Annotated in this window: 17 protein-coding genes; 4 read left to right on the plus strand and 13 right to left on the minus strand. The window is 58.3% G+C overall.

Translation table 11 applies throughout. The features are described 5' to 3' along the window. Positions 1-1,268: 1,268 nt before the first annotated feature. The gene (locus HP499_RS25560) at positions 1,269-1,943 is read left to right on the plus strand and encodes an ImmA/IrrE family metallo-endopeptidase (RefSeq protein ID WP_375154246.1); all 675 of its coding nucleotides are present in this window, start codon (positions 1,269-1,271) and stop codon (positions 1,941-1,943) included. Positions 1,944-2,143: 200 nt separating this feature from the next. Here HP499_RS25560 and HP499_RS08080 read toward each other — a convergent pair whose 3' ends face one another. Genes HP499_RS08080 through HP499_RS08090 form a run of 3 tightly spaced genes read right to left on the minus strand, consistent with a single transcriptional unit; the run spans position 2,144 to position 4,198 of the window. Beyond that, entirely contained in the window at positions 2,144-2,872 is a 729-nt protein-coding gene (locus HP499_RS08080; protein ID WP_172323583.1) for a hypothetical protein, read from the minus strand. 16 nt (positions 2,873-2,888) lie between these two features. Next, positions 2,889-3,338, minus strand: a complete 450-nt coding sequence (locus HP499_RS08085; RefSeq protein WP_172323584.1) for a hypothetical protein — start codon at positions 3,336-3,338, stop codon at positions 2,889-2,891. Further along, on the minus strand, positions 3,335-4,198 hold the full coding sequence (locus HP499_RS08090) for a ParA family protein (RefSeq protein ID WP_172323585.1): 864 nt from the start codon (positions 4,196-4,198) through the stop codon (positions 3,335-3,337). The genes HP499_RS08085 and HP499_RS08090 overlap by 4 nt, the downstream gene beginning before the upstream one ends. A 537-nt stretch (positions 4,199-4,735) precedes the next feature. Here HP499_RS08090 and HP499_RS08095 point away from each other — a divergent pair. After that, the gene (locus HP499_RS08095) at positions 4,736-5,263 is read left to right on the plus strand and encodes a hypothetical protein (RefSeq protein ID WP_172323586.1); all 528 of its coding nucleotides are present in this window, start codon (positions 4,736-4,738) and stop codon (positions 5,261-5,263) included. Positions 5,264-6,269: 1,006 nt separating this feature from the next. Beyond that, on the plus strand, positions 6,270-6,773 hold the full coding sequence (locus HP499_RS08100) for a deaminase (RefSeq protein ID WP_216659849.1): 504 nt from the start codon (positions 6,270-6,272) through the stop codon (positions 6,771-6,773). A 753-nt stretch (positions 6,774-7,526) separates the two neighbouring features. Here the strand turns inward: HP499_RS08100 and HP499_RS08105 are convergent. The 4 genes from HP499_RS08105 to HP499_RS08120 all read right to left on the minus strand — a co-directional run bounded on the left by HP499_RS08105 (position 7,527) and on the right by HP499_RS08120 (position 11,032). Further along, positions 7,527-8,423, minus strand: a complete 897-nt coding sequence (locus HP499_RS08105; RefSeq protein WP_172323588.1) for a hypothetical protein — start codon at positions 8,421-8,423, stop codon at positions 7,527-7,529. Positions 8,424-8,490: 67 nt separating this feature from the next. Further along, entirely contained in the window at positions 8,491-8,808 is a 318-nt protein-coding gene (locus tag HP499_RS08110) for a hypothetical protein (protein ID WP_216659850.1), read from the minus strand. Between the two features lie 750 nt (positions 8,809-9,558). Next, positions 9,559-9,927 (minus strand): DoxX family protein, encoded by a 369-nt coding sequence (locus HP499_RS08115; RefSeq protein ID WP_172323589.1) that lies wholly within the window; start codon positions 9,925-9,927, stop codon positions 9,559-9,561. Between the two features lie 205 nt (positions 9,928-10,132). Next, positions 10,133-11,032, minus strand: coding sequence for an SDR family NAD(P)-dependent oxidoreductase (locus tag HP499_RS08120; RefSeq protein WP_172323590.1), 900 nt, complete (start codon positions 11,030-11,032; stop codon positions 10,133-10,135). A gap of 93 nt (positions 11,033-11,125) precedes the next feature. Between HP499_RS08120 and HP499_RS08125 the strand changes: the two genes are divergently transcribed. Next, positions 11,126-11,800: a TetR/AcrR family transcriptional regulator gene (locus HP499_RS08125; protein WP_253951468.1), complete on the plus strand. Its 675-nt coding sequence runs from the start codon at positions 11,126-11,128 to the stop codon at positions 11,798-11,800. A gap of 972 nt (positions 11,801-12,772) precedes the next feature. Here the strand turns inward: HP499_RS08125 and HP499_RS08130 are convergent. The 6 genes from HP499_RS08130 to HP499_RS08155 form a co-directional block, all read right to left on the minus strand. Next, on the minus strand, positions 12,773-13,237 hold the full coding sequence (locus tag HP499_RS08130) for a VOC family protein (protein WP_172323591.1): 465 nt from the start codon (positions 13,235-13,237) through the stop codon (positions 12,773-12,775). A gap of 100 nt (positions 13,238-13,337) precedes the next feature. Beyond that, a complete protein-coding gene (locus HP499_RS08135; RefSeq protein WP_172323592.1) occupies positions 13,338-14,087 on the minus strand; it encodes an SDR family NAD(P)-dependent oxidoreductase in 750 nt (249 codons plus the stop codon). A 134-nt stretch (positions 14,088-14,221) separates the two neighbouring features. After that, a complete protein-coding gene (locus HP499_RS08140; RefSeq protein WP_172323593.1) occupies positions 14,222-15,202 on the minus strand; it encodes a Gfo/Idh/MocA family protein in 981 nt (326 codons plus the stop codon). Beyond that, positions 15,199-15,909 (minus strand): carbohydrate ABC transporter permease, encoded by a 711-nt coding sequence (locus tag HP499_RS25385; protein ID WP_216659851.1) that lies wholly within the window; start codon positions 15,907-15,909, stop codon positions 15,199-15,201. The genes HP499_RS08140 and HP499_RS25385 overlap by 4 nt, the downstream gene beginning before the upstream one ends. Before the next feature lie 146 nt (positions 15,910-16,055). Continuing rightward, positions 16,056-16,970 (minus strand): carbohydrate ABC transporter permease, encoded by a 915-nt coding sequence (locus tag HP499_RS08150; RefSeq protein WP_172323595.1) that lies wholly within the window; start codon positions 16,968-16,970, stop codon positions 16,056-16,058. Positions 16,971-17,028: 58 nt separating this feature from the next. Next, the gene (locus HP499_RS08155; RefSeq protein WP_253951469.1) at positions 17,029-18,291 is read right to left on the minus strand and encodes an ABC transporter substrate-binding protein; all 1,263 of its coding nucleotides are present in this window, start codon (positions 18,289-18,291) and stop codon (positions 17,029-17,031) included. Positions 18,292-18,341 lie beyond the last annotated feature (50 nt).

Below are 18,341 nucleotides of genomic sequence, written 5' to 3' on the forward strand. Positions count from 1 at the left end.
GCGGTGACACAGAGCAGGCACTTGATAGAGGAAACCGAACCGCTGTCCGGAAGAGCAACCACTGCATCGACTGGAATCTGCTTGTCGGGTAACGACACTCGTTTGGCGCAGAAGTGAGAGGCCAGTTTTTCCTGTTTTGTGCACTAATATGAGGGCATGGTGGAAGCTGCTAAGCATGTGTCTGAGGTGCCCTCGAGCTCGTCACGGACGTCGGTTCCGAGCTTGGCTAGTCTCGAATTGCCAGAAACTGCTCTTCTTTCGGCCGTTCGAGCCGGCGTAAACAGTGCCCGAACCGTAACTTCATTCCACCCGGTGACTGCCCGTGGGTTCATTCAGTGGTCCGAGACGGTGGCTTCGCTCCGTAATTCGCTCGATGAACAGGGATGGAGGTGCTCGAATCCAAAAAACTCTCCGCGGATCACTTCACCGGACGGGCGCACGGTCATCATGGTCATTGGGGGGAACGCAGACACAGGAGTTTCCCCCGACGTTAGTCCGGCGACTGCCAGGCGTCGCGGTCCAGCGACTGAGGAAGCGGTTCGTGGAAATCTCCGGCCAGGACGTTACCGGCAAGTGATTCCCGGGCAAGGTGTTTTGGACATCGGCCTCGTTTTAGACCTGCAGCGTGAACCTGAGGGTCCCCAGACTTGGGTCCTGTTGTATCACTGGTCTACCAGTAAACCAGAAGTGCGAGCTGAGTTGTCCCTACCGCTTTCGGTAGAAGATGGAGAGATCAGAAATTGGGAGCACCGCATCATACTGCCGGCCCAAGGCCTCGAGGAATTTGAGATCACTTCTCGCCCAGCAACCGGCCCTCAAGATGACGTCGATTTCATGATTTCTGAACGGCCGTGACCTTAGAACCATCCCGTATCACCCTGGCTAGACTTCGATGCGGCCTGAGCAAGGCTAGATTGGCCGAGCGCCTGGGCACCACTGCCCGGACAATCACCAATTATGAAGCGCATGGAGCTCCGGAGCGTGCAGGGCCTTTGCTAGCACAGGCTCTGGGAATTCCTCAGGGCTACTTGCGCATGCCGGCCTCGGAACCGCTCGAAGAAGATCGGGTGTTCTTCAGGGCACGGAGGAGGTCCAGTGCAGCCCAAAAGCACATGGCCACATCAGCTGGTCGAACAGGCGTGGAGCTCTACAGGCTCATTACGGATCACTTTGACCTACCCATGTTGTCCGTCCCAGATCTTTGTGAAGCCGGCCCCGAAGAGGCTGCGCAAGAGCTGCGCCTATTATGGGGTCTTGGATTGGACCCGATGCCAAACTTGATTCGATTGGCTGAGTCGAAAGGCGTACGTGTACTTTCGTTGCCCGGAGGTACGGCTGATGTCGATGCGTTCAGTATCTGGGAGGACGGTAGGCCCTTCATTTTTCTGTCGACTCGAAAATCTGCCGAAAGATCCAGATTCGACGTGGCCCACGAGCTGGGCCACCTCGTCCTTCACGGAAGTTTGGACGACTGCGTAGGGAATGAATACGACGCAGAGAAAGAGGCAGACCGTTTCGCATCCGAACTACTCATGCCGAGACTTTTTCTAAGGTCGAATATAGGAGCCGAAGCGTCGCTGGCTTCTGCTCTAAGGCTGAAAGAACAACTTGGAGTCTCCGCAATGGCGGCCGTCTATGCTCTAAACCGTGCCGGTCGTCTGTCTGACTGGTCATATCGTCAGGCATGTGTCGAACTCTCTCGGCGCGGCTACAGGTCCGGAGAGCCAAACGGCATGCCTCGAGAAACGTCGAAGGTTTTCGGCACCGCCTTCCCGGGGCTGCGTCGGAGCAAAGGTTGGGGAACCGAATCGATCGCTCGCCAATTAGGTGTCTGGCCTTCGGAGGTTCATGGACTGACGTTTGGTCAAGCAATCACTGATGTCGATTTCAACCCCGTCAAAGTGCCTGAGCGATCTCAAGCGCGTTTGTCAGTGGTCGGATAGACACACACGCTTATCCTGAAGATTAGCCAACACGCGCTCGGCCTGTCAGGCCCGAGCGCGTGTGAAACCAGGCTTGCTGGGCGTGTGATTAGTCACGCGATGTTCGACTTATTTTCGGCGCCGATGTCCCCGTTGGCCGGGGGATTGGTGAGTAACCCCGTTGGCATGTTGACGTCTGCCCAAGGGCCTCCCGGCAACGTTCAGAGTCCAAAGGCGTTGGCTGAAGCTGCCCTCTGCTGATACTCCGCGAAGTGTTCTGGCGAGAGCGAAGGACGCAGTTCTTTGACTGTTGTTACGCAACGCTCGTTGATTGCATCGAAATCGGCATAGATTCCCAAGGATTTCAGGTGGGCGGCTTTAACGCCAAAGTATTGGTGTTTTTTGGCGGGCAGGGCAAAGCCTTCGTCGTCATAAAGCGGCGAGCCATCATCCCAGGTCTCGTAGCCGTGGGCGGCTCCGGTCTCTACTAATTCGCTTGTTATGACGTCGGGCGCCACCGAAATCACGAGCGCGCTCCTGCAACGATGCGAAACGCCACGGGGATAGTCGGGGTCGTGTTCCAGATGTCCCAAGGGTTTCACTTCGTAGAGAGCGGCCGGTCCATACTTTGCATACGAAATTGCGTAATCATAAGCCATATCGCGATCTGTGGTGATGTGGACATAGTCCGGACGCTGCTGGTTGAAGACATCAGGAGACATTTCTGCGACGACGCGGCTGTATTCCGGAACTTCTGTTCCTGGAATCAGCTGGTCTCCGACAAGACGACCAGCTGAGCCCCCGTGCCAATATTTGACCGTGGGCTTTGATTTGAGCTCTTTGTTTTTCTTGCTCACTTGTAGTCGTCTCCGATGATCGAGATTGGGTTGGGTCTGGCTGCTTCCACGCATGGTCTCGTCACTGGTTCTGGCCAGTTCGTTGAGCTCCAAACGAATACATTCAATATCAGTTGCTTCGAAAGGCCGAACCCTTGGCAGAGCGGGCGATCACTTTTTCAACGATGCGCTCAATGACCCGCTCGGGATCCTTCCACTTCATGGCCAGCTTGTCATGGTCCATGCCGTGTTCGGCCACGATGTCGCGAAGCTGTTCGAGGTCAAGCTCGCCTAGGCGCTTCCTCAGGCCACTTTCACCGGCGCTGAGGTACACCGCCAATGGGTCAAAGATCCCAGGAGAGCGTCTTCCGGTACGTCGAGGTTTCGCTGCAGTCGCACCGTCGGAGTGAACCGCACCAATAATTGATTTCGCAAAACGAGGAGTCCGGGTGGCTTCGTCGGCCACTACTGCGATTAACTTAGCCAACCGTTCGGAGAGTTCGGGCTCAGTGACACTGAGCTTGGCAAGAGCATCAGCAGCAGCGCCAATGTGAGCTGGAATGCTGCCATCTGCAGTCATGCGATCTCCTCGGTCGCAGCGATGAATTCTTTCGCCAACGCACGGAATACGTCATAGCCTCCTTGGTATTGGTACTTCTGGCGGAGGGTCGAAGTAGGAGAGAACTCGGCCGACGCGGCGATGGCATTGCCTTCAGGGATCCATGTATTGAACAACTCCGGCAGGTCAGTCGCACTTTCGAGGTTCCTGATCGTGGTGTTGTGAAGTGTAGACGCGCTTCGGTATTTGGTGATGACGATTCCGAGTTCGTGAATGTCTTCTCCGAGGTTATCGGCGAAGGCTCTAACTCGTGATTGAATCTGCGGTATCCCATAAGTGCTCAGGACGTCGGGAATCGTCGGAATGATGTAGCCGTCGCTAATGCGTAGTCCATTCAGTGTCACGATGCCGAGATTCGGAGGGCAGTCAATTAGTACGTAGTCGTAGTCCTTGAGAATCGGTTTGACTGCTCTACGCAGCAGATCGGTGGGGTTGTTCGAATAGAAGCGTCCGGAGGACATGGAAGCCAAACGGTCCTGAACGTCGATGAGGTCGAGGGAAGACGGCAGGAGATCTACGCCGCGAACTTCTGCAACCGGACTTACGCTGCGCTGTAGTGTCGCACGAAGGTCGAACCGGGCTTCCTCGTTCTCGTCGCGCAGAGCATCGTTAAACAGCGTGACGAGTGTGTGCCCCTCGCTGTTCAGCTCTCGCCAGCGGTCCTCGCCAACGAGAACCGTCGTTGCGTTCGTCTGCGGATCGAGGTCGATAACGAGGACTCGCTTGCCGAACTCAGTTGCTAGGAATTCTGCCAAACCAACTGTGGTCGTCGTTTTGCCAACCCCACCCTTTAGGTTGATGGTTGAGACGATGTGGACCATTTGTTTCCTTCTTCTGCTTAGGTATTTGTCTATTGCCGTTCGGTCGAAAACGGGACCGCTTCGTAGCTCGACCACCGGAAGCGGAAACCTGGGATCGCGTGATCTCCAGTTTGAGATAACTGTCCGGCTGACGTCGGCTAAGTCCGCGACCTCTGCGAGCCCTACGAGATCTTCTTCGGTCAAATCAACTCCCGTGGATGTCATTCACACTGATTACATTAATCGTGAATGACCTCCACGCACGCGTCAAGATGCGGCGAGGAGGTTCCTGACCGCGTGCATAGGTATCACAAATACTTGCAGTCTCACGTTTCTACCCCGGAAAGGGCCTGAGGGGCTCCAGGTCGCAAATTCAAAGATACTGAACCGGCCACGCGAGGAACTTGACGGCCCATCATGAACGACGCGGTTGACGTACTCATCCCTAGGAATGCCGACTCCTTATCGACGCAGTCGCCTGCTGAGAGAAGTATCCTGAGGGCTTGAACTTAATTCGGCGCCATGAGGCCGCTTAGGTATCCCCGGGACAAGGAACCAATGTTGCATTCGTTCGAGGACGACCCCCGTACGCCGCTTCAGCGAGAGATCGATCTGGACAGCGCGGACGTGACCATCTCCATGTACGCGGTTACGGACCGTGCAGGAGAGCGAAAAGCGCGGTCAGTATTCCGCGCTGAGTCTACGGATTGGGTGGCTGTCACCGGGACGTATCGCCAGTTCAGGGCAGAGTCTGGATTCTCATCGCCTGGCATGCCCGCATACGAAGAAGCAGGCCATGTTTGGGTCATCGCCGACAAAGCTTCGAGTGCCGGGATTCTTCGCATTGCGGGAGCCGCTGAGGTGCATCCAAATCGGGACGGCGGAGAACTGGCTTGGGTCTGGGTTCACCCGCTCCGGCGCGGGTCCGGCAAGCAGTTCACTCCCTCGCTCGTGAATCGCCTGCTCGAGGAGTACGGAACTATTACTGCGCTAGAAGAAGACGTCAATAACGGTGCACTCACCGCCGCGGGCCGGCACTTCTTGCAGAACTATTTCCAACCACGCAGCCCCAACTGTCGGAACTGAGCTGGGAGTACCTCCTACAAGGCTTGAACGCGAGAGGGGGTTCGCCGAACCTATAGTTTGCTTCCCGACCATGAAGTCTATTCGAATCAGAGGACAGTCTCGCGGGCCCACGTAGTGGGGTTAAATAAAGTGGGTTCAGCTGACACTTTCGACTCTTCACGCTGCCGAAGCATTACCGAGGTATTTATGAACAAGGCCGCTGCCAACACAACGCTACCCAGTTTTCAACCGTCACAGCAGGGCAAAACCGCAGGTCAGAGGCGTTTCTTGCCATCCGCGCAAGGCATCACGCCAGGCCACCGGCAGGATCTCCGGGGTTGGCCAACTGACCGCCTAGATTCCGCTGAAGTTCGGCCTGATGCGGCAGATAGCGGCAGGATCGGAGGGTGGGCGAATTGATTCATCTGATGAGATACGCAGACTACTAGCTGACATAACGTCCGTTTCTCAGGTTCTGGCAGATCGTGCTTGGGGAGCGGGGCTGGCCGAGGCGATCCAGAGCAGGGGAACTGTCAGACGAGTACGGTCCTGCAGCTTTCCTCTCACTGAGCCAGTACTGAAAAACCTTGACTCCTGAAATGTTGATAACACCCAGAGTTTCAATGGTTACCGATGCGTTGTCGGCTATGGCGTGCGCCCAGGCCTTTGCTTCTTGCCAGAACACGTCTCCGAGGGGCTGCCTAGGGTGGGCTCTCAGGGTGACCGACATCGTCAAGCGGAAATGATCCACGTTGAACAGATGACATCGACGGTGACACCCGGGCGCAGCAAGGCTGTCCACGACCCGAGCCTAAAAGTCACAAATGCCCGGACCTTTAGCAGAGGTGCGAATCGAGGCCACACCCAAAGTCGGCCCTCACGATGGGCAAAGGGCGGCCAAGGCATGAATGATGCCCACCGGGGCATCAAGAGGCGCTGTGGGGTCCAAGAACGTGCTGAGCAAACCTTGGGCAGGTCTTTTACGCCTTAGGTGATGTTCGGACGCCTCGCCCGTTAGCATCACTAGGTGATAAAAAAACCTAATAGGGCGATGATGAAACTCGCCATTGAACAAGCACGTCGGTCTGTCAGTGAGCCTGGCAGAGTGTCGCCGAAGGTGGGAGCAGTAGTTGTAGACCCGCGGGGGAGAGTCCTCGGCAAGGCGTACAGGGGAGAGATCAGGTCAGGAGAACATGCGGAATACACGCTTCTGGAGCGGAAACTTGAAACTGCGACACTCGCTGGCTCAACCCTCTACACGACATTAGAGCCTTGCACCGATCGAAACCCTCCAAAGATGCCATGTGTTGAACGCGTCATTGACCGCCGATTCAAGCAGGTTGTAATTGGCACACTTGATCCGAACTCCGTTGTTCTCGGAAACGGCGTGATGAAACTACGCAGAGCCGGTATTGAAGTCGTTCTATTCTTCCCCGATCTGATGTCTCAACTCGAGGAACTAAACCGCGAGTTCGAGGCAATTCACAAAAACCTAGGGCAAAAGACGGCTGAAATTGTTGGACGGATTTGATCCCTCCAACGTGACCTCCTTTTCGCGTGCCCCTCACTTTCGTGCATTCCTTCGCGTATCTCCGCAAGTTGTGTCGGTGGGGGAGTCACCGGCATCCCCACTGTTACGCAAGGCCTACGTCAGTTACAGCAGACCTTGAAAGCCGGCGAATCAAAGTCACTACATTTCGGGACGTGGCCTTCAACAACTCCGCGGGCCGCTCTTTTGCTCCATCGCCGGATGCTGGCAACCCAGCTGGTGTTGCCGATCGATGCCCACCGCCTCCCGTTTCCGCTTCTGGCGCCGGATGAGGACTGGGGAATATCCAGTGCTGATCATGCTAGGTCTGATCGATTCCGTTCCATGATGCTTCCCCATTGCTGTTTTGTAGCCAGAGTTACTGACGGCGGCTTAGGTCTGCGCCATACTTTACCCATGAACGCAGGGTCGTGGACTGGCGTTGATCAATGAGTCTCCGAGGCCTGGGAAGCTTCGGGTGGTACTTGTGAAGCCTGACACCAATGTGGTGTCAGGCTTCAATTCGCGCAAAGATTGGAAGCGCCTACGTGCGCGAAGGTGCGCGGGACAACTTTAGCCACCGCAACAATCGCGCACCGCTTTGGCCGTCAGTGGGCCTCCGTGGGAAAACTGGACAACTTCTTGAACGGACTTATTTCGCAGCAACATCCGTGCGGTCTTCCAAAGAACAGGGTCGTCCTCGCTCTCCTCGTCTAAACTATGAGTTCTGGATGCCTCCGCAGCATGTGAGCGAGACTAGGCCACCGAACAGCGGGCGATTTGTTTCCTGGACTCGAAAACTGTGCTTATGAGGCTTAGGGCCGGTTGTGAGATACCTTCCCAGAGGTCGTCGTCGGGCAGGCAAAGCTTTCGTCGTTTTAAGGAATCTTCGCCTACCCAGAAGGCGCCCCCTCCATCACTTCTGACGATCAAGACCTGTTTTGCTTGCTGACCGACTACGAATCCTGTGATTGTTGTTTCTGCTTGATCTTCTTTGAAAGTCACCCGTTCCGTGGGGGCCCAGCTTGTCGCGGCAAGCACAACGACCATCGTAACCACATTGATGCTCGTTATGATGCCGATAATCCGCAGTCTTCGTGTGCGCTTCAAGCGGTACTTAGCAATCTTCCGGGGATTAGGCTCCTTCCCTCGCCCTCGCCTGCTCTTTGAGTTCGCCAGGAAATTATTCAGAGTGGCAAATGCGGCCAGTGCTATGAATATCGCCGGAGCCGCTACGAGAAGAAGTGCCCAAGCCATGAAGAGAGGGACATAGCGTTTCAAATTGAACTGTAAGTGCGATTCAAATGTTCCAGAAGGGGTCGCTCGCGTCTTGATAATGCCTGACCATGAAATATATAGCATTGCCAGAATCGTGAGAGCGTTGAACATCGTGCTGGCAAGTATTGTGAACTGCTGACCGGCACCGAGGACGGCTAAAGCAAGCAAGTAGTCGCCGCGGGCAAAGATGATTATTTTCAGGGCTGCAAAAGCCACCAAGGCGCCAGAGATCAGAACTGCAAGATGGTCACGGAGGATTGCGTAGACCTTGGACGAGAGTTCTTGTGAATGACGGCGGGGCTCGATGACACTCGGCTTGCTACTGATTCTAGAGTCTTTCCGTCCAGAGAATGGTCTGTCTTGTGTCCTTGTCACGCGCCCATCCTATGCGTCAAGACGAGCCCTTGTTTATCTGAAGTAGATCGCGGTGAGAGTGACATAACTACTCCTGGCCGGACATTTGAGAGTCCCAGCGTTTCCGCGCACCCTGCCGGGTGATCCCGTAGGCTCGGCCGATCTTGTCCCGCGACAGGCCGTCGGAGCGGGCTGCGGCTAGCGCCTGGTCGAGTTGAGCCTCGATCTGTTTGAGTTGTTCGCCCAGCGTGCTGATGGTGTGGAGGTGCAGGTCCGGGGCGATGTGGAAGTGCCACTGTTCCAGGAACAGTGGTTCCAGGTCGTCCCGGTCACTGACGTAGGTGGGGGTCGACGCTGGACGGATTTCCGGCGTAGATGCGACGGCGGGTGAGGTCTTCTTCGGCACGATCCCAAACCCGGGTCCACAGCCGGTCCAGAACAGACTTTAGCATCCAGGCAACCGAGACCGGGGGTACATATCAGCGGGTCCTAATCTGCAAAGTCTGCAATCGGATCACTTCAGGTTTACATAACGTCCGTTATCGGCGTTCAGAGCACGGGAGTAGAAGTGGCTGCGAGAACTCCCTTGGCACGTCCTGGTGGCTGCGTCGAAACCCTTCGACGCCTGACGGCAACGCAGCGGGCGGCGCCCACTGCAACGCCGTGCCCTGAGGTCGCCCTCGTCGCCCTCCTGACCGCCGACAGGCGCGCGGCCCGCGACTACGTGGGGCGCCAGCTCCGCGACCTAGCCGACGCCAGCCCGGAGCTGGAAGTCCTCCGGGAGACCATCGCCTCGTCCACCCAGAGGGCCACCGAACGCTTGAGTACATCACGCTGCATCCGCAGCTCGGTGTTCTCTTGCGCAGCCGAGCCAACTTGTCCCGTTCGGTCTCGCTCAACGCACCGTTACCCTCCGCAGCGCGGGCTCGGCGCATCAGTTGCCCAACCAACGTGCCCGGCGTTGACACCCAGCTCACGGGTCACCGGCGCGATCGGCTTACCTGTCTCGACCACCAGCCGGACCGCGCATTGCTTGAAGTCCTGGTCGAAATCCGGTAATTCCTCTTCGTTATCGCCGTCATCTCCTCAAAGGCGATGTCTCCACGCTACGAGGGGCAGCGCTGATGGCATAGCTGGATTCGACAGGTAGATGCGTTCAGAAGGAATGCGGGCCGAATCGTCCCCACGCCACGACTGCGGCCATCGCCAGCAGCACCAGGTTGAGCACGATCATCGGGGTTTCCTTCTTGCGGGCATGCGTGATCGCGGCACCGACCATGAACGCGATCAAGCCGGTCGCGGCCAGCGGCACCAGAATGCCAGCGACGAGTGCGGGCAGGGTCAGACCGACTGCGGCCAACACCTCCAGAGCCCCGATCGCCTTGACGGCGGCGGGATTGAAGCCCTCTACCCAGCCCATGCCGGCAGCAGCCAGCTTCTCCTTCGGCCGGAGGACCGCCATCAGACCGACGGCAAGAAATATCGCTGCGAGCACATCCGCGAGGATCCACAAAAGTACGTTCATCAGGACTCCTCCATAGTTGTTTGAATGTTCAGCTGCATATGTCCTGATGGCTTGAGCCCCGACAGTGAACGCCGACCGCAGAACTGATCTCCCGGACGTCGACCCCGTTCATCGACGCCACAGGGGCCGAGAAGGCACGACTCGACGCGGCGATCGTGTTCGGGCGGGTCATCCAGCACCTCAAAGTTCATTTGCGGGGCGGTGCTTAGACCGGGAACTTCACGCCCGTGAGGTCCTCGGATGCCGTCCACAAGCGTTGCTGGATTGTCCGGTCGTGGGACTCCGGGCTGGACTCGACGACCTTGGGGTTTCCTCGGGACTCGCCCATGCCCTCGGGACCGTAGTATTGGCCGCCGCGGACTTCGGGGTCGGTGGCCCCGCGCAGGGTCGGCAGGGCGCCCATCTCCGGCTTCTGGCTCATCATGGACACCATCACTGGGGCGATGAACCGGAGTGCTGCGGGGACGTTGCGCATGAGGTCGGTACTGGCAACGCCCGGGTGTGCGGCCACTGAGATCGTGGTGCCGAGCGAGCCGAGGCGGCGTTGCAGTTCGTAAGTGAACATCAGGTTCGCGAGCTTCGACTGCCCGTAGGCCGCGACGCGGCTGTAGGATCGCTCCGACTGCAGGTCGTCGAATTGGATGGTGGACCGCATGCGGTGGGCGAGGCTGCTGACCGTGACCACCCGAGATCCCGGCACGGGAAGCAGCAGATCCAGCATCAGCCCGGTGAACGCGAAGTGCCCGAGGTGGTTGGTGCCGAGCTGCAGCTCGAGCCCGTCGCGGGTGGTCTGCTTGGGCGTGTACATCACACCGGCGTTGTTGATTAGCAGGTCGATCCCCGTGTGCGTGCCGTGCAGGTCGGCCGCGGCGGCGCGGACCGACTCCAGTGACGTCAGGTCCAGTTCCTGCACGGTGGCGTCGCCGGATATGCGGGCGGCTGCCTGCTTGCCCTTCTCGACGTCGCGTACGGCCAGGACCACGGTCGCCCCGCGTTCTGCGAGGACCCGTGCGGTCTCGAAACCCAGGCCCGTGTTGGCGCCGGTCACGACCGCCACGCGGCCGCTTTGGTCAGGGACGTCTCTCTCGGTCCATTTTTCGCTCATTGCCATGACTCCCTTTTAAAGACCGACGGTCCTTTGTGTTTTACTAGCGTAAAAGACCAGGGGTCTGTTGTCAATAGACTCGTGGTCTGTAAAATGAAGGACATGACGTTTCAGCGAGCACGTAACGATGAGCAGCGGGAGATCAGGCGACAGGCGATCCTGGACACGGCTACGGCGATGCTCGACGAGATGCCGTTGGCTGACTTAAGCCTCAATGAGCTAAGCCGGCGGGTTGGGCTGGCCAAGTCGAACGTGCTGCGCTACTTCGAGTCCCGTGAGGCGGTGATGTTCGAACTGCTCGTGCGCGCCATGGAGAGATGGCTGGCGGAGGTGCCGGACGCACTGGCCAAGGGTGTCGACCCACACCTGTCGGCGCGTGAACGCGGTGACCAGGTGGCCGCGGTACTCAGCGCGTCCCTCGCACGCCAGACGGTGCTTCTCGATCTCCTCAACGCCCAGTCGAATGTGCTGGAGCACAACGTCTCCGTCGACGTCGTGTTGCGGCACAAGAGGTCAGCCGTCGCCGGCATCACGACTACGGCTGACCTCATCCGCCAGTACGTGCCCGAAGTCGGCGATGAGGCCTGGACGGTGGCCATGATGACGATGATCCTGGCCGGCACCCTTTCAATTTACTGCCGCCCCTCCGCCAGCGTTCTCGCCGCCTACGAAGCCGACCCCAGCCTGACGAAGCTCCGCCTGGACCTGCGCGACACCCTGGAAAACACCGTCGCCACGCTGATCGCGGGCACGGTCGCGCGGGCCTGACGTTGTCGCCAAGGGAGCAACTCGGCGACACAATACAGCAGATGCGCCACTCCTGGGGCGCCAGCGCCGCCGTCATCGACGCCCCCAGCCACCCAAATCCGCCAGTCAGCGGCGAAGATTCCACGCCACAAAGCCCCGAAGACCACAGGCCCCAGTCGTTTGCACTAGTTGTCTCGGAAACCTTAAGCATTTCGAGATACGTCTCCTGCGCCCTGCCAGAGTGTTCGAAGGATCCCACATAGAAGGCTCCAGGCTCTTCACGTTAGGCCCAAGCCTCCACTCCGACGTGTAGCAGGCGGATAGCTACCTGGGACCGCTGGCATCGTCAAGGGACCCGTAGCGGCGGTTCTTCGCTCATACCCGGCGTAAAGCTACTACCCATTTCGCATATCGGAGCTCCGTCCGGCTGGGGCACGTCCACACTCTGGAACTAGCCGCTCGAGGCTCGTCCAAAGTGCATGGGCAACTGTAGCCAGACCAGCTTGATGGAACCTCCGTTATCGGCCTTAAAAATGATGAGCGGAAGTAGACGAGAAATAGGCGATTTCTTGTGGTCGTCGCGTGTAGGTGCTGGCAGATCACGGCAGTCACCCAAGGGCTCTGCTTGAGGCGCGTTATTGGAGGTACTTAAAGGCGCTCCATGGGCGGGCATTAAGTAGACAAGTTTTGTCGTGCCGAGCGCCGAAGGTTGGACACCGTTTGGATGACACGATGCGAAAGGTTGCTTTCTGACCGCACGCGAGGCAAACCAACAGGTGACGACGCTGTTCCTGCCAGGGCTTGGCCATCTGCTCGAATTCCTCGGCGGAGATGTCTTCGTTATCGATGAGACTCAAAGCGCGTTTCATGCGACTCGGTGCCTTCCCCCGCCCCTCGTAGGCACTTCCGAGTCCCTTGGTTTTCCAACACGTATTCCGGTAAGGACAATTGGCGGTCGGGCACTCAGGGGTCTTAATCGCGGCTCGCGACAGCTCAAGACTTGGCGCTTTCCTGCCAGCCCGGCGGCTGGATTAGCTCGACCCTATTTCCGTCGGGATCAAGCAGGTAGATCAGCAGTCCTCCACCGTTTGGTCCCGAAGCTGGCTCAACCGGTTCCGACAATGCTCCGTACCCGAACGCCGCCATGTGGGCGAACACTCTCCTGACGTCGATGCCGGTAAAGGCAATATGTGCCGTGCCGGGCTGGGCCTGAGATGGGTCGATGGCGGGCGGTGGCTCCTCGACCTGGACAAGTTCCAGCCGGAAGTTGCCGTCATCCGTGGCGAGCATCAAGGCTCTGACCTTCACGTTGGGGCGGCCGAAAAGTTCGCTTATGTAAGCTCCCGACGTCCATTCTTCCAAGCGGCGTAGTCCGAGCCCGTCCGCGTAGAACCGGGCACTGCGCTCCAGATCCGCAACGTGCAGGGCCGTGTGATGATGCTGTATTACAGTTTCCACTTCCCAACCTAAGAGTCCTGTGCTCAGAAGGAGCAGGTTTGCCACTCCGCGAAGTGCCAGTTACGGGCCCTCAAGGATTGGGAAGCCCCGTGCCGATGGTTCAGGTTCCTATTCCCAGGTGCGCTCCGCCTGCTACATCAAGGGATACCCCTGTGATGTAGCGGTTGTCCGGATCGGCAAGGAAGAGGATGGCGCGGGCGACTTCCTCGGGTTCGGCGAACCGGCGCATGGGCAGTTGGGATGCTCTCTTTGCCCGGCTGGCGACCGCCCCAGAGCTTGAATCATTGTCGAGCTGTGCCCGCATGGGTGTGTTCACCGGGCCTGGGGCGATGGCGTTGACTGAGATGCCCTCAGGCCCAAGCAGTTCGGCGAATGACCACATGATGTGCAGGACTGCGAGCTTGCTGGCGTTGTACGGGAGGTAATTCAGACGTGACTCCTTGGCCGCTACTGAGGACAAGACGACGATGGCGCCGGACGTGCCGGACTCAAGCATGGACTTGGCGGTCTCCCGCACCATGGTGAAAGTCGCCGTGGCATTAATCCTCAGAATCGAGTCGAATTCTTCCGTGGTTGTATCCATGATATTGGGGGTGGGACCCAGCACACCGGCTGCATGGATGAGGACGTCTACACTGCCGTATTTGGTTGCGATGTCCCTAACAATGGCCGCACATTGTTCTTCCGACGCGATGTCGAGGGGGTAGAACTCCTTTAGCGATTGGCCCTCTTTAGGGGTACGGTCCGCACCTACGACGACGGCGCCAGCCGCCGTAAGCGCGCTGACAGCGGCGTCGCCGATGCCCCCGCTCGATCCCGTTACCAAAACCACTTGATCCTTGAGACTCATCGGTTCGCTCCGCTCTGGAGGCGGATGCACCGCTGTTCTCCGAGCGTTGGAGTGTGTAGTGCTCGCTTCATGTTCATTTTCCTTAGGCGATATTGCTCAGTTGGGCCGGTGCCATGTGTTCGGGTTCTCTGATGCTATGTAGCGGCCAGGCTACTGGTATAGGAAGCCGCCATCACGAGAGCATCGGCAATTTCGGTGGCCCGGAGTGCTTGCGTGAACGTGACTGCAGGAGTTTCACCGGCGCAAAACTTCAAGGCGGCCTCAGCCTGGCGATGGAAGAGGTCAGAGGGCTCGAAAGTAGTCACGGAATGGGTGCCGTCGCGATCCCACATCTGTAGGGAATCGTTGGACCACACGACTCGGCCTGTGCTTGCCAGGATATCGATGGTCAGGCTCCAGTCACCCTGGTTGAGACCTTGGGGTTCCTGCCAGGGAGACCAGTAGCTCTGCAGTGTGAATGCGACACCCTTGGGAAACTCAAGCGTGGCTACGACGTGTTCGGGCACTGGGGACCCGTACAGGCTGCTGCTGGCACTGGCGCTCAGGACTTTCGGGTCGCCGTCGAACCATGATGATATGAGTTCGATGGCGTGAATACCGTTCACAACGGCTACACCGCCCTCCTTCGGATCAGCACGCCATGAGTCGATGTCCTTCTTGTGGGCGACCGAACGCACAGAAACTGCGATCACGTCGTTGTCCCTGAGCCATTGGGAGAGAAGTTGGGCGCCGGGATGGTGGTGGAGTGTGTACCCGACCATGAGCCTGTCGTGGACGCCGGAAGCTCCCGCCAAGACGGCGGCGCCTTCGGCGTCTGCAGCCACCGGCTTTTCCGTCAGTACACGGAATCCCTTGTTCAGCAGGTCTGCCACGATGACAGATTGCATGGTGGTGGGCAGTGCCACGACCACAAGGTCCAAGTCGTCAGGGAGTTCCTTGATGCTGGACACATGCTTTGCGCCGAGCTCCTGTGCCAGTGCAAGGCCTCGTTCCCCTCTTTCTACGAGGACGGCGACGTCGGCCCCCGCCGCGGCGAATACGCGCGCGTGCCGCGATCCTGCCCAGCCGGCTGCTCCGACGACTGCTACACGAGGAGCGGGCGTCTTCTCGCTCATGACTTAACACCCCCTGAAGTAAGGCCCGCGATGAACCAGCGCTGGAAGGCCACGAAGATGCCCAGGACGGGAATGAACGCGACAATAACGAAGGCACCGAAGGAAGCCCAGAAGTTGCCGAACCCGGTTGAGATGTAGCGGACGATGCCGTTTTGAACGGTCTTCATGTCCTCGGTGGTTGCCAGGACCGTTCCGACGAGGAAGTCATTCCAGACGAACACGAAGATGAAGATTGCGACCGCCGCTATGCCAGGACGGATCAGGGGCAGCACAATCCGGATAAGTATCTGGAGTCGGCTGCAGCCGTCGATTGCCGCAGCTTCTTCAATCTCAACCGGAATGTTCTCGATGAAGTTGCGAAGGAACAGGATTGTCTGTCCGCAGATGATCCCGGTGTAAACCAGGATCAGGAGAGGGTAGCTGTTGATGAGGGACGTTTTGACGAACATGGAATAGAGCGCGATGAAGACAACGACGCCCGGGACCATGGACAGCACGAGGATTCCCGTCATGAGGCTTTCCATGCGGCGGCCGCGGAAACGGGTGGCGACGTAGGCCGCAGGGACACAGACAACCAGCGCCAGAACGATAGATCCAATGGCGTAAATCAGGGAGTTCGCGAAGAAGCGGACATTGGCGGACGTAAAAAGACCGGTATAGCTGTCGAAGGAGAGCGGATTCGGGATCCACACCGGGGGGAAGGCCACGGTATTGGCTTCAGTCTTCAGCGAGGTCGACAGTATCCAAAGGATAGGGGGCAGCACGAGCACGGCTGTTATTGCAACAATGGCCCAAATGGGTAGGCGTCGCAGCAGATGCCCGGGGCGTCGGCGTCTGGCCGGGATTGTGGCAGTCACAAGGTGTCCTTCCGTCGGAAGCGGATCGCTACCAAGGTCAGCGCGATATTGATTGCGAAGAGCAGGATGGCAGTTGCCGAGGCCCCCGACAGGTCGAAGTCTTGGAACGTCTTGTTGAACACCCGCATAGAGAGGGTTTCGGTGCCTCCGAGCGGGCCGCCGCGGGTAGTGACCAGGATGATGGTCACCATCTGTACGTAAAGCATCAGCAGGACGACCACCACCGAGACGATGGTGTTCCGGAGGAAGGGCAGCGTGATGTTCACAAATCCCTGCCAAGCGTTTCCGCCATCAACCCGGAGGCTCTCGTAAAGTTCGGTCGGCACGGTCTGCAGTGCCCCCAGGAAGAGGACCATGGCCTGGGGGTAGGACCACCATGCGGTGATGAGGGTTACTGCCACCAAGGCAGAGGCGGGTGAGGAGAACACATCGGTAGGGCCGAATCCAAGGGCCTTGGTGATGGCGGTCCCCGGACCGTAATTCGGGTTGAGGAACCATAGCCAGAGGGTTCCGACGGTAGCTTGGGACATCAGCCACGGAAGGAGAAACAGGCTTCGAACGGTCCGCTTGAAGCGGATGATCTTGTTCAGGACCACTGCAGAGGCAAAACCCAGTGGGAGGGCTATCGCCAAAGCACCAAGCGAAAAAGCAAGCGTGGTGCCGATTTGCTTCGGCAAATCCTTGTCCGCAAAGAGCTCGGTAAATGAATTCAGCCCGGAAAACTCTTTGATTTGGTAGTACGTGGTTTCGTGGAGGGCTGTCCAGGCTGTGAAGATCAGGGGCCCGACGAAGACGAAGAGGAAGACCGCTACGACCGGCACGACGTAGAGCCAGACAGCGCGATCATTCCGGCCTCGCCGGGTCGGGGGTTTAAGAGCCCGCGCTGTGCGTTGTTCTTGTGTCACTGACATGGTGTTCGCTTTCCTGGGGCCAGGGCTGTTCCGTCATTGTTCCTGTCAGGGCCGGGGCTCACTTGTTGGCCGCGGCCTGGGCGCTTTTCATGAACTCGTCAGCAGAACGGTTGTTAAGGTACAGCTCCTGACCGGCTCCGGCGAGTCCGCTCGCGATTGCGATCCAGTTGTCCGGGTAGGTGTGGGGCTCGCTGTGTTGCTCGACGAATTTGCTCACGTCCTGCACGGTTTTAGCCTCGGGAGTGGTGAAGTAGGGCTCTTGGAAGGTCGCGGAGCGGGTGGGAACGTCGCCCCCGGTTGCCATCAGTGCTCCAGCCTTCGGGCCGGTCATATACTCAATGAACTTCCAGGCAGCTTTCGGGTACTTGCTGCCTGCGCCGATACCAAGAGTCCAGCCAAATGTTGACCCGGTATCAGAGCCGTTTGACGTCTTGGGCAGTGTAGAAGACTTGATGTCCGGATTGGCCTTTTGCAAAGTCAGGACCCGCTCCGTGCCGAGGACCGCCATCGCTACGGTGCCGTTCTGGAGTCCGTCACTGACCGTGGAGTACTGGTCCCCCACGACGCTCTTGGACATGCCGCCCGCGTCCTTGAGCTTGACCAGGAAGTCGGCGAATTCTTTGCCTTTTTCAGTGTCGAAGCCGGCTTTGCCGTCCTGGTTCGATATTTCCTGTCCTACCTGACTCATGAAGCAATCGAAGAAGGTTGAGATGATCGCAGAGTTGTCGACGCCTGAGAATCCCGTCCCAAACCCTGTGTAACCGGCTGCCGCTGCATTCCTGGCTACGTCAGCGACCTGGTCCCAGGTCGTCGGTACAGCCGCTCCAATCTGCTTGAGGATTTTGTCGTTGTAGTAGAGCGTGCAGGTGCGGTAGTCATACGGGACGGCTACTTGTTTTCCGTCTTTGTCCGCAAGCTTGTCTACCGGGCGCAGCCAATCAGTGATTTGTTTGGCCTCTTCCGGGAGCGGCTGATAAACCTGCGCAGAAGCAATCTGCGGGACCACCGGAGCGAACATCTTCACGACGTCGGGCGCCTGGCCCGCTGCTGCCGCCTGCGGAAGCCGGCTGATCATGTCACCGAAGGAAACGGTGGACAACTGCACATCAATGTTGGGGTTTTCTTTCTCGAAATTCTCGATGTTTTGCTTCAGCGCCGCAGCCCGCGGATTGTTTTGGCTTGGATCCATGAAGTCCCAGTAGGTGAGGCTCACGGGACCGTCTTCATTGTTGCTGCCGGCGTCACCGGAAGTGCTAGAGCAGCCCGTCATTAGTGCCGCGGCCAAGGCCACGGCGGTCAAGGTACCTGCGCTTCTCATCATTGGGTCTCTCCTTTGAGATCGGTTGCATTTTTGCATCAGCACGAATGAGA

The organism is Paenarthrobacter sp. CM16 (assembly GCF_013179505.1).
In the GTDB taxonomy this organism is placed as follows: Bacteria; Actinomycetota; Actinomycetes; order Actinomycetales; family Micrococcaceae; genus Arthrobacter.

Coding starts and splice junctions, on each gene's coding strand:
- HP499_RS08150 (WP_172323595.1), bottom strand. CDS start 16,970: ATGTCAGTGACACAAGAACAACGCACAGCGCGGGCTCTTAAACCCCCG.
- HP499_RS08125 (WP_253951468.1), top strand. CDS start 11,126: ATGAAGGACATGACGTTTCAGCGAGCACGTAACGATGAGCAGCGGGAG.
- HP499_RS08140 (WP_172323593.1), bottom strand. CDS start 15,202: ATGAGCGAGAAGACGCCCGCTCCTCGTGTAGCAGTCGTCGGAGCAGCC.
- HP499_RS08115 (WP_172323589.1), bottom strand. CDS start 9,927: ATGAACGTACTTTTGTGGATCCTCGCGGATGTGCTCGCAGCGATATTT.
- HP499_RS08155 (WP_253951469.1), bottom strand. CDS start 18,291: ATGATGAGAAGCGCAGGTACCTTGACCGCCGTGGCCTTGGCCGCGGCA.
- HP499_RS08135 (WP_172323592.1), bottom strand. CDS start 14,087: ATGAGTCTCAAGGATCAAGTGGTTTTGGTAACGGGATCGAGCGGGGGC.
- HP499_RS08090 (WP_172323585.1), bottom strand. CDS start 4,198: ATGGTCCACATCGTCTCAACCATCAACCTAAAGGGTGGGGTTGGCAAA.
- HP499_RS25560 (WP_375154246.1), top strand. CDS start 1,269: ATGCCAAACTTGATTCGATTGGCTGAGTCGAAAGGCGTACGTGTACTT.
- HP499_RS08085 (WP_172323584.1), bottom strand. CDS start 3,338: ATGACTGCAGATGGCAGCATTCCAGCTCACATTGGCGCTGCTGCTGAT.
- HP499_RS08095 (WP_172323586.1), top strand. CDS start 4,736: ATGTTGCATTCGTTCGAGGACGACCCCCGTACGCCGCTTCAGCGAGAG.
- HP499_RS08120 (WP_172323590.1), bottom strand. CDS start 11,032: ATGAGCGAAAAATGGACCGAGAGAGACGTCCCTGACCAAAGCGGCCGC.